This window comes from Vibrio sp. 10N.222.46.A1 (assembly GCF_041473595.1).
GTDB classification, from domain to species: domain Bacteria; phylum Pseudomonadota; class Gammaproteobacteria; order Enterobacterales; family Vibrionaceae; genus Vibrio; species Vibrio tasmaniensis_A.
On record NZ_JBFRSN010000320.1, the window covers coordinates 1 to 10,995 of the forward strand.

Consider the following 10,995-nt stretch of genomic DNA (forward strand, 5'->3'; position numbering starts at 1 on the left):
GTTTCCGCTAGTAGGCCGCATGCGGCTTTTTCTTCAACGGGTTTATTTTGACAGCCAAGAGGTGGAATTGCGGTTGGTTTGCATAGGTTCGCTTGATCCGCCGAAGAACGCGCACAAGAACGACACACAAATTTAGGTTCAGTAACCAAGCTGTGGATCTCTCCTAGGTGTTCAGTGATATCTCGACGGTTTAACTTACAAAAGCGTTTAGCCATGCTACAACTCCAGCTAAGAATAATAATGATTCTTAGTTAGATATACATCCGTAACGCGACTATCGCAAGTGTTAAATGGTGATTTATCGTATTTATGACGGGAAATTTTCTTAGCGTGTCTCTAAGTCATTGATGCTTTCACATACACATCAAAACGGTTCTTTTTAGTTTCGATTGCCATGCTCGGTTTTTGCTCGTCTAACCATGCTGCGTAATCCGGTCTTTTGACCACAACGCGCTTAGTTGCCAGCTTCATCGCAGGCTCAAACAAGCCATCGGCATCCAGATCGGCGCCAACCAAAGATTGGAATACTCGCATCTCTTTCTTAACCAAAGCCGACTTCTTCTTGTTCTCTGGGTGTGGGTACATAGGATCGAGGTACACCACATCAGGCTGTTCGAAGTTAGGGTCGTTGCTAAGTTTATCCAGCGCATCGTGACTTGAAGCGTGAATCAACTTCATACGTTCGCTAACCCAACCGCCGATATCTGGGTCTTTTTTTGCTCTCTGCAGGCCGTCATCCAATAATGCAGCCACAACTGGATGTCGCTCTACCATCTGCACTTTACAGCCCAACGAAGCCAATACAAATGCGTCACGCCCTAAGCCTGCTGTACCATCAAGAATAGTTGGCGTTGCACCTTTGTTTAAACCTGCCGCTTTAGCAATTGCCTGACCTTTACCACCACCAAACTTACGTCTGTGACCGACTGCGCCTCCCACTAAATCAACAAAAATAGCGCCAAGCTTAGGCTCATCGACTTTACGTAGCTCAAGTCGCTCGCAAGTCAGTACCAAAGCAAAATCGCTGTTTTCATCATGAGATAAATTCCAACGGGTCGCTAAGTCATTTAGATGATCGATTTGGGTAGCATCTTCGCAAATCAGTTGTAGTTGCAAGGTCGTCTCCAACAGACAGTAGTATTCAAAACAAAAGAGGCAACCAGTTTACCTGATTGCCTCAACAATACATATTAGCGGTGAAAAGTATTCACAGCTCGGTCGGCTTACCTAAACCAATTACTCTATCTCTCGTTCTTGCCTTAACTCTTCAACAAGCTCGGCCAGTGGCTTCGGTCGGCCAATAACATAGCCCTGAGCGTAGTTAACACCGAGTTCAATCAACTTATCGAGAACCTGAGTATTTTCAACAAACTCAGCCACCGTGTGCTTGCCCATCTGCTTCGCTAAATCATTGATCGAACGAACCATCACATAGTCCATCTCGTTAACATCAATATCACGCACAAACAGGCCATCAATTTTCACAATATCAACGGGCAATGCCTTCAGATATCCGAATGACGATAAGCCTGAACCAAAATCATCCAGAGCAATCAAACAGCCGAGCTCTTTAATTCGAGTAAAGAACTTGATTGCCTGCTTCATATTACTCATGGCGGCCGTTTCAGTGATCTCTAAACAAATCTTATGGCAAGGCACTGATGAGTTCGCCAAACTTTCAATCAAGAATTCAACAAACTCTCGGTTACCCATCGAGTGACCAGAAAGGTTTATCGAACACATCCCCAAATCATCAACGAGATGTGGGCGTTGCTCCAACCAATTCAACGTCTGACTGACGACTTGGCGATCAATCAAATGCGCGATGTTATAGCGCTCGGAGGCTGGCATGAAGATCCCCGGTGAAATGTACTCACCTTGGACGTTCTTGATCCGCACCAGTATCTCAAAGTGCATTTTGTTGCTATTTCCCTCTAGACCAAGAATACGTTGGGCAAATAACTCCAAGCGATCATTGGCTAAGGCTTCGTGTACCAAGTTAACGCATTCCATTTCTAAATGGCGACGGCGCAGATCTTCATCATCTAGATGATAAAGGTGATAACGATTTCGCCCTTCCTCTTTAGCGGCATGGCAAGCGGCATCCGCCTGTGCATGCACCATTTGTGATGAAGCGGCAGTATGGTCAATCAATCGAATTCCGATAGAACAAGTAAGATTGAGGTGAATATCACCCCATAAGAATGGATTCTCACTCATCATCGATATAATACTGTGACAGACATTGACAGCATCTCGCTCAGTACAGTCTTTGATTAATACCGCAAACTCATCTCCCCCCATCCGAGCTAACACAGCATTGTAAGGAAGCACATCTTCTATCAGATTAGCGCTAAATAAGATCGCGGCATCACCCGCTTCATGCCCAGCAGTATCGTTCAATACTTTCAATTGGTCCAAATCTAAGAACAACATCGCATGAGTTCTCATATGACTCTCGACCTCTTTCAGCGCCTTTTGTAGCTCTTGCTCAAAGTGGTTGCGGTTGAAAGTGTCTGTAAGCAGGTCATAACGCGCTTGGTATTCTAACTTTTCAGAAAGTTCGCGGGTTTCAGTAATATCCTCTCCCACAATCAACAGCTGACCCGAGTCGACCAATGGACGAATATTTTCACGAATCCAGATCGTTCTACCGTCCGCATGACGATACTCGATATCACGACGCCACACGCCGCGAATTTTGTGCTGTGGTTGCAACAAGATATGACGAGGAATCATCGCGTTCTCATCCACATAAAATTCTCTAGGGCGATGCCCCAAAAGCAGATCAAGTGGATAACCTAGTAATTCTTCAGCAAACTGGTTCACTTGCTGAATGCGATTATTGACATCCAGTGTAATCATCATCACCGGCTGCTTGTCGTAATACAGTTTGAGATTCGCTTCACGTTGGAATAATTTGTTCTCAGCAAGCTTTCGTGAGGTAACATCACGAGCTTCAAATAAGAACTGAATGGTGTCCTCTTCACTGTTCGGCATCGGCTTTAAAGAGATATCTAGCACCATTCCACCACGATCACGGCACCATACCTCAGCCTCAAATCGTAGGGTTGGATAATCATCCCTTTCAGCAAAATACTCCTTCAGCACTTCGCCAGCGGCACCCTCCCAATATTCTTGGAGAGGTGTTCCTAATTTATAACCTTGATTATAAAGAAGCTCATGCAGCTTACTGTTGCTCGACAGCAGTACACCGCCTTTATCAAGAATACCCATGTACTGTAGACTTTGATCGAATATCGACTCTAGTAACAGCTGGCTTTGTCGGCTAGCACGCTCACTTTTCTTGAGGCGGTTGAGGTAGTAAACCAAGGTCGCAATAACACACGACATAACCAGAAACAGCAAACCTATTGTTCGAATTTCATCGTGATAACGCACCAAGAATGACTGAGGCTTATTGAGAAAAGTAATTGAAGCTTCATTCTCAGTTCCCAGCCCCCAGCGTGACATCTGTTGGTAGTCGAGTTTAATTTCCGATGCGCCAGGTGCGACTAAAGGCAGAGGTTCATTTGGGTTTGCTAATACCTTTAGTAAAACACGTCCCGTATCTCGACCTTGCGTTTCACCACTTTGAATAACACCGCCTATCGCCCCAAAACCCAACCCCAAATCGTGCACCATATACAGTGGCATTTGGGTTTTAATGTTCAATTGTCGCCAGTCTTCAACGCTACTCACGTTGCCTTTAGCATCGCGATAATATGCCCAAAAGAGTAAGCTCTGATCTAGATCGGTTCGCTGAGAAAACGCAATTAACTCTTGGTAAGAGTCAGGCACATAGTGCTCCAGCAAATCGGAAAAGTTGGGGTGAGCCTCAATAGAACGATCAATTTGTGAGCGGATAGCCTCACCTGTTACTGAATGGTCAGTAACAATGTATATCTTCTTTATGTTTGTTTGAAGACGCTTAATTAGCTCAATATTACCCAATAAATCAATATCTTCAGTAATGCCCGTCGCATTCAAACCTTCAATCATTTCAGGAGTAAAATTGTTGATACCACCAAAGATTACTGGCGTATCTTTGAGATCGGGCGCAAGGCGCTTCATTAAATTAAGGGCGTTATTGTCACTGACTACAACCGCAGCAAATTCTTCATGCATCAACTTGGTGTGATAAAGCTGATAAACGCGCTCTAAGTATTCTGGGTTTTGAGTTCGTTTACTATCCAAATAAACAACTCGATACGATAGTCGATCACGCTCCAGTTCTTCTGATAATCCTTTGTGGAAATCATCAGTCCAGAAAAAACCCTGATGATAAGAGTGAATAACCAACACATCTTTTGTTTGAGCTGAAACAAAAGCACTCCAACACATAACAATCAAAAACAACGAAAATCGCACTGAATTCACCCTAACACTATAGTTGCTGCTAATATTATCACCCTTGGCTATGATGTGTACTAAAGCCGGTATGTTTTTTATTCACCCTAAGGATTATGCATGTCCACAACTACAGCTCGTCTGGATGATCTAGACCGTGCCATTCTCAAAACCTTAATGGAAGATGCGCGCACGCCTTATGCTGAAATGGCAAAGAAATTCGATGTCAGCCCCGCGACGATTCACGTTCGTATCGAAAAGATGAGATCAGCCGACATTATTGAGCGAACCGAGGTTGTGGTAAACACCAAGAAGCTTGGTTACGACGTGTGTTGTTTTATTGGTATCAACCTCAATGCAGCTCGTGATTACCACTCAGCCATTGCCAAACTGAATGCATTAGATGAAGTGGTTGAGGCGTACTACACCACTGGCGCCTACAACATTTTCGTTAAACTGATGTGTAAATCGATCGAAGAGTTACAGTTCGTACTGATCGATAAATTGCAGGCGATTGACGAGGTTCAATCGACTGAGACACTGATTTCATTGCAGAACCCTATCAACCGCAATGTAAATCCATAATCGTTTGATAAATCGATACAAAAAGAGCCTCACAAGGAGGCTCTTTTCACATTCTGACTAGCACAATATTAAGCGCTGATACCCGCATGACGCAGCATCGCGTCGATTTGAGGCTCACGACCACGGAAGCGTTTGAACAGCTCCATTGGCTCTTCACTACCACCCATTTCAAGGATGTTGTTCAGGAAGCGATTACCGGTTTCAGTGTTGAAGATACCCTCCTCTTCAAATGCTGAGAACGCATCTGCCGATAACACTTCTGCCCACAGGTAGCTGTAGTAACCCGCGCTGTAGCCACCAGCAAAGATATGCCCAAAGCTGTGTGAGAAGCGGTTCCAATCAAGGCTTGGCAATACAGAAACCTTAGACTTAACGTCGGCTAACGTTTCTAGTACGCGAGCACCGACTTCTGGATCGTATTCTGTGTGCAGTGTGAAATCGAACAGGCCAAGCTCTAGCTGACGCAGGATAAACATCGCAGATTGGAAGTTTTTCGCCGCTAGCATCTTCTCTAGCATCTCTTTCGGTAACGCTTCACCCGTTTCGAAATGACCAGAGATGAACGACAACGCCTCCTCTTCCCAACACCAGTTCTCGAGGAACTGACTTGGCAACTCAACCGCGTCCCAAGGCACGCCATTGATACCAGAAACCGCACTCGCATCAACTTGCGTTAACATATGGTGAATACCGTGGCCGAATTCGTGGAACAAGGTTACCACTTCATCGTGCGTAAATAGCGCAGGCTTATCACCGACTGGCTTGTTGAAGTTACACGTTAGGTAAGCCACTGGCGTTTGTAACTCGCCAGATTGAGTAATGCGACGACCGCGACAGTCATCCATCCAAGCGCCGCCACGTTTGTGCTCACGTGCGTATAGATCTAGGTAGAAGCTACCGCGCAATGTGCCTGTCGCATCAAAGATGTCGAAGAAGCGCACTGAATCATGCCATGTATCCACACCTTCACGCTCAGTCACCGACATACCAAACACACGGTTCAGTACTTCGAACAAGCCAGAAACCGCGTTCGACTCAGGGAAGTATGGACGAAGCTCTTCATCAGAGATCTCGAACAAGTTCTGTTTTTGTTTCTCGCTGTAGTAAGCGATGTCCCACAGGTTTAGCTCAGAGACACCAAACTCTTTTTCAGCAAACTGACGTAGCTCTTCGACTTCGCGCTCACCTTGTGGTTTGGCTTTTACTGCTAGGTCGTTAAGGAAACCAAGTACTTGGTCTGGCGTTTCTGCCATCTTAGTCGACAGAGATTTTTCGCTGTAAGTGCTAAAGCCAAGCATGCGTGCGATCTCGTGACGCAGCTTAAGTTGTTCAGTGATGATCTCAGTGTTGTCCCACTTACCAGCATTTGGACCGCGATCTGAAGCGCGAGTTACGTAGGCTTCGTACAGTTCTTTACGCAGTTCTTGGTTATCACAGTACGTCATCACTGGTAGATATGAAGGGATGTCCAGAGTCAGTAGATAACCTTCCTGCTCTTTAGCTTGTGCCGCGGCTTGTGCTGCTGCCAATGCCGATTCAGGCATACCAGCCAGTTCAGCCACGTCTGTAACTTGCTTGCTCCAACCCATGGTTGCATCAAGCACATTGTTTGAGAATTGAGAACCTAGCTCAGACTGGCGCTTACTGATCTCACCGTAGCGATGCTGTTCGTCCGCTGGTAAGCCAATGCCTGATAATTCAAAATCACGCAGTGCGTCAGTGATGGTTTTTTGTTGAGCTTGGTTTAATGCCGAGAATGCTTCGCTCGCCTTGATCGCTTTATACGCTTCGAACAAACCTTTGTGTTGGCCGACCCACGTGCCGTACTCAGAAAGTACTGGTAGGCAGCTCTCATAAGCGTCACGCAGTTCGTCGCTGTTCATAACAGAATTCATATGGCTTACAGGAGACCAAATGCGGCCTAAACGATCATCCACTTCTTCAATCGGAGCAACGAGGTTGTCCCAGCTTGGTGAAGTATTACCTTCAAGTACTTGTTCTATTTTGTTGCGACACTCTTCAATCACTTGCTCAACCGCTGGCTTAACGTGCTCAGGTTTGATCTGTGAAAACGGAGGTAAGTCCGTGAAGGTTAATAGCGGATTAGACATATAAACATTCCTTTGGCTTTAGAGACTTTCGTCTTTTTTGTAATGAGGTCGTCTTACAGTCATCAGGCTAAGGATCGCCCTAAAAAATCACCTGCGAATAGTTATTAAATAGTGTCCATGAAGGCAAATTTCAATAGTAGAACCAATAACTAACTGCATATTGCGAACAGCTGTTCCTGAATTGTTCGAGAATTTATGGTCCATTGGGGGTTATAATAGTCAAATTAACCCCACCTACACTAACCACACTCTAATTCGAGAGTGTTACGAGAGTTTAATTTGTTAAGTTATCGCCACAGCTTCCACGCGGGCAACCATGCCGACGTGGTAAAGCATATCGTACAGAGCCTTATTCTTAATTCTTTGAAACAGAAGGATAAGCCTTTTGTTTACCATGACACTCACTCTGGTGTAGGTCGTTACGACTTAACGCATGAATGGTCTGAAAAAACGGGCGAATACAAGCAAGGTATTGCACGCGTCTGGGCACAAACAGAACTTCCTGAAGACATTCAAAGCTACCTTGAGTCTATCTCAGCACTCAACAATGGCGAAAAACTGCGTTTCTACCCAGGTTCACCACGTGTAGCACGTGCGCACCTACGTGACCAAGACCGCATGGTATTAACCGAACTTCACCCTGCAGACCACCCGCTGCTTGAGCAAGAGTTCCACCGCGATCGTCAGGTGTCTATCTATAAAGAAGATGGCTTCCAACGCTTAAAAGGCAGCCTGCCACCAAAAGAGCGTCGTGGTTTGGTGCTAATCGATCCGCCTTACGAACTGGCAAAAGAGTATCGTGATGTTGTGACTGCGATTGCTCAAAGCCATAAACGCTGGGCAACTGGTATCTACGCAATTTGGTACCCAGTGGTAAACCGCTGTGATATCGAAGACATGATCGAAGGACTTGAAGGCTTAGGCATCAACAAGATTCTACAAATCGAACTTGGCGTATCACCAGACACCAATGAGCGTGGCATGACAGCATCAGGCATGATTGTTATCAACCCGCCTTGGAAGCTAGAAAGCCAAATGAACGAAATTCTTCCATTCTTGAAGGAAGCAATTGCGCCGGCAACCGGTCACTTCAAAGTAGAGTGGATCGTACCCGAGTAATCTCGAACTTAACGTCATGCTCTGACGAATATTCAGCAGATTGTGACGTACACGAATAAATTTTAAACAGGGAGATTGAGTTCAACCGATCTGCCCTCAATATAATAATTAGACAATTTAAGAATCTATAGGACGTAGGTGTTCAGTGCGCTCACTGTACCCACAGCCTTCAATAAATGGAGAAAGTAATGGCGACTCATTTTGATTACATCTGTATCGGCGGCGGTTCAGGCGGCATCGCATCAGCTAACCGCGCAGCAATGCACGGTGCAAAAGTTGCACTTATCGAAGCTCAAGACCTTGGTGGTACTTGTGTAAACGTTGGTTGTGTTCCTAAAAAGGTTATGTGGCACGGTGCTCAAGTTGCTGAAGCGATCAACCTATATTCAAAAGACTACGGCTTCGACGTTGACGTAAAAGGCTTCAACTGGGGCAAACTGGTTGAAAACCGCCAAGCGTACATTGGTCGTATCCACAAATCTTACGATCGTGTTCTTGGTAACAACAAAATAAACGTAATCAAAGGCTTTGCTAAGTTTATTGATGAAAAAACCGTTGAAGTTAACGGTGAACACTACACTGCAGATCACATCCTGATCGCAGTAGGTGGTCGTCCAACCATTCCAAACATCCCTGGCGCAGAGCACGGTATCGACTCAAACGGTTTCTTCGACCTGATGGAGCAACCTAAACGTGTTGCTGTTATCGGCGCGGGCTACATCGCAGTAGAAATCGCAGGCGTACTAAGTGCACTTGGCACAGAAACACACCTGTTCTGTCGTAAAGAGTCACCACTTCGCAGCTTCGACCCAATGATTGTTGAAACACTGGTTGAAGTAATGGAAGCGGAAGGTCCAACACTTCACACGCACTCTGTTCCTAAAGAAGTAGTGAAAGAAGCAGATGGCACGCTGACTCTGCACCTAGAGAACGGCAACACTCAAAACGTTGACCACCTAATTTGGGCTATCGGCCGCCACCCAGCAACTGACGCTATCAACCTAGCATCAACTGGCGTTGCAACAAACGACCGTGGCTACATCAAAGTAGATGAGTTCCAAGCAACCAACGTTCCTGGCATCTACTGTGTTGGCGACATCATGGAAGGTGGCATCGAACTAACACCTGTTGCTGTTAAAGCCGGTCGTCAGCTTTCTGAGCGTCTATTCAACGGTCAAACAAACGCAAAAATGGACTACACGCTCGTTCCTACTGTTGTATTCAGCCACCCACCTATCGGCACTATTGGTCTAACGACTCAAGAAGCTGAAGAGCAATACGGCAAAGACAACATCAAGGTATACACGTCTGGCTTTACTGCAATGTACACTGCAGTCACTCAGCACCGTCAACCTTGTAAGATGAAGCTAGTATGTGCTGGCGAAGAAGAGACTGTAGTTGGCCTACACGGCATCGGTTTCACTGTTGATGAAATGATTCAAGGCTTCGGTGTTGCAATGAAAATGGGCGCAACCAAAGCAGATTTCGACTCTGTTGTGGCGATTCACCCAACGGGCAGCGAAGAATTCGTTACCATGCGATAAACCACTGTAAGTCAAAGAAATATTATACAAAAGCCGACCTATGTCGGTTTTTTTTGTTTTTTACCGTATGGTTGGGATATTTATTAACCGAACAGCATTTTACATACTTAACTTGGAATCAAGATCAAACTACAATCGCGCGCTATAAAATTACACGCATAAAAAAAACAATTAGCTCTAATACATGAAGGATGTACGAGTAATGAAAAAAGTGAGTATTCTCGCAGCAGCGATTGCAGTGGCTTTAACAGGTTGTGGTAGCGACAGTTCTAATTCAGGTGTCACAACACCGCCAGGACCATCCACAACAACCAACAAGTTTATCGATGCCGCTGTTGAAGGTATCTACTACAGCACTAGCTCTGGTTCAAAGGGCATCACAAACAGCGAAGGCGAATTTACCGCTAAGTCTGACGACACGGTGACCTTCTTCATTGGTGGTGAAAATGGCTTGAAAGTAGGGGCAGCATCAAACCGTGATGTACTGACACCATTTGAAGCAGCGGGCAAATACGACCGAGCTCTAAATTTAGCAATTCTACTTCAGTCTTTAGATAACCAATCTGGCAGCGCTTCTGATGAAGTACTGACAATTCCAGATGCGCTGCGCGAACCTGATGCAGCGACGTTAGCGAAGATGAAAAGCCTAAGTCTAGATGACCGTGATTCTGTTACAGACTTCCTGACAGCGATGGGAGTCACTTCAATTACTAGTGAATCTGAAGCATTGGCTCATATGGAGAAAGCATTCGGAGAAAAATCAGGGACTGTTCGCGGCAGCACTGATGCCAATCCATTTGTAGCGAAAAATGGGCAATTCATTCGCTCAATCATGGTGAGACAGTATGATATTAACGATCCAAACAACCGCCCTAACGACAAGACAATGTTAGTTCACGCTGACAAAATGCTCCCTAAAGCTGTGTTTGAACATACACGTGGCACGCCTTACTTCACTTATCAAGATTCAGCCAATGGTCTTATTGCTGTAAGTGACAGCGACTCTTTATTGTCATACGCAGACGCTGAAAAGTACATCAGCTGTGTATTGACGGGAAGTTCTGCAGGCTGCAATCAAACAGCTCACCCAGACTTCACTCTAAACGCTCCGTTTTCTTACCTTCTGCTTGATAAAAGCAAAGAAAATACCACACCTAAGCCAGGACGTTACGATGAGGTACCTTTCATTGAAGGGAATCAACAAATCCTCAACCACTACACGCCAAATAAACTGGAAGATGATCGAGATGAAGGCGATGCAGACCCTTCATACCAATATGAAACCC

At 45.4% G+C, this 10,995-nt stretch carries 6 protein-coding genes and 2 pseudogenes; 4 read left to right on the plus strand and 4 right to left on the minus strand.

What is annotated here, in order from left to right; all coding sequences use genetic code 11:
• The 3 genes and pseudogenes from AB4496_RS10515 to AB4496_RS10525 form a co-directional block, all read right to left on the minus strand.
• Nucleotides 1-215 (minus strand): annotated as a pseudogene (locus tag AB4496_RS10515) (hypothetical protein); the annotation flags it as partial.
• 121 nt (nucleotides 216-336) lie between these two features.
• Nucleotides 337-1,116 (minus strand): class I SAM-dependent methyltransferase, encoded by a 780-nt coding sequence (locus tag AB4496_RS10520; protein WP_065679634.1) that lies wholly within the window; start codon nucleotides 1,114-1,116, stop codon nucleotides 337-339.
• A gap of 120 nt (nucleotides 1,117-1,236) precedes the next feature.
• Complete coding sequence (locus tag AB4496_RS10525; RefSeq protein ID WP_346762942.1) at nucleotides 1,237-4,344, minus strand: EAL domain-containing protein; 3,108 nt, start codon at nucleotides 4,342-4,344, stop codon at nucleotides 1,237-1,239.
• A gap of 126 nt (nucleotides 4,345-4,470) precedes the next feature.
• On the opposite strand from AB4496_RS10525, the gene asnC reads away from it, so the two are divergent.
• Nucleotides 4,471-4,935 carry a transcriptional regulator AsnC gene (gene asnC, locus AB4496_RS10530; protein WP_009848066.1) on the plus strand — a complete coding sequence of 155 codons (465 nt, stop codon included), beginning with the start codon at nucleotides 4,471-4,473 and terminating at the stop codon, nucleotides 4,933-4,935.
• Between the two features lie 68 nt (nucleotides 4,936-5,003).
• Here the strand turns inward: asnC and prlC are convergent, their stop codons facing one another.
• Nucleotides 5,004-7,046, minus strand: a complete 2,043-nt coding sequence (prlC, locus tag AB4496_RS10535) for an oligopeptidase A (protein ID WP_102257538.1) — start codon at nucleotides 7,044-7,046, stop codon at nucleotides 5,004-5,006.
• A gap of 279 nt (nucleotides 7,047-7,325) precedes the next feature.
• Here prlC and AB4496_RS10540 point away from each other — a divergent pair, with 279 nt between their 5' ends.
• From AB4496_RS10540 to AB4496_RS10550, 3 genes and pseudogenes are all read left to right on the plus strand, one after another.
• Nucleotides 7,326-8,165, plus strand: a complete 840-nt coding sequence (locus AB4496_RS10540) for a 23S rRNA (adenine(2030)-N(6))-methyltransferase RlmJ (protein WP_029224298.1) — start codon at nucleotides 7,326-7,328, stop codon at nucleotides 8,163-8,165.
• A gap of 188 nt (nucleotides 8,166-8,353) precedes the next feature.
• A complete protein-coding gene (gene gorA, locus AB4496_RS10545; protein ID WP_102257537.1) occupies nucleotides 8,354-9,709 on the plus strand; it encodes a glutathione-disulfide reductase in 1,356 nt (451 codons plus the stop codon).
• Between the two features lie 202 nt (nucleotides 9,710-9,911).
• Nucleotides 9,912-10,995 (plus strand): annotated as a pseudogene (locus AB4496_RS10550) (hypothetical protein); the annotation flags it as partial.

Bases quoted from the DNA above. Each gene is read 5' to 3' on its own strand.
- AB4496_RS10525 (WP_346762942.1), bottom strand. From the start codon at position 4,344: ATGTGTTGGAGTGCTTTTGTTTCAGCTCAAACAAAAGATGTGTTGGTT.
- asnC (WP_009848066.1), top strand. From the start codon at position 4,471: ATGTCCACAACTACAGCTCGTCTGGATGATCTAGACCGTGCCATTCTC.
- prlC (WP_102257538.1), bottom strand. From the start codon at position 7,046: ATGTCTAATCCGCTATTAACCTTCACGGACTTACCTCCGTTTTCACAG.
- gorA (WP_102257537.1), top strand. From the start codon at position 8,354: ATGGCGACTCATTTTGATTACATCTGTATCGGCGGCGGTTCAGGCGGC.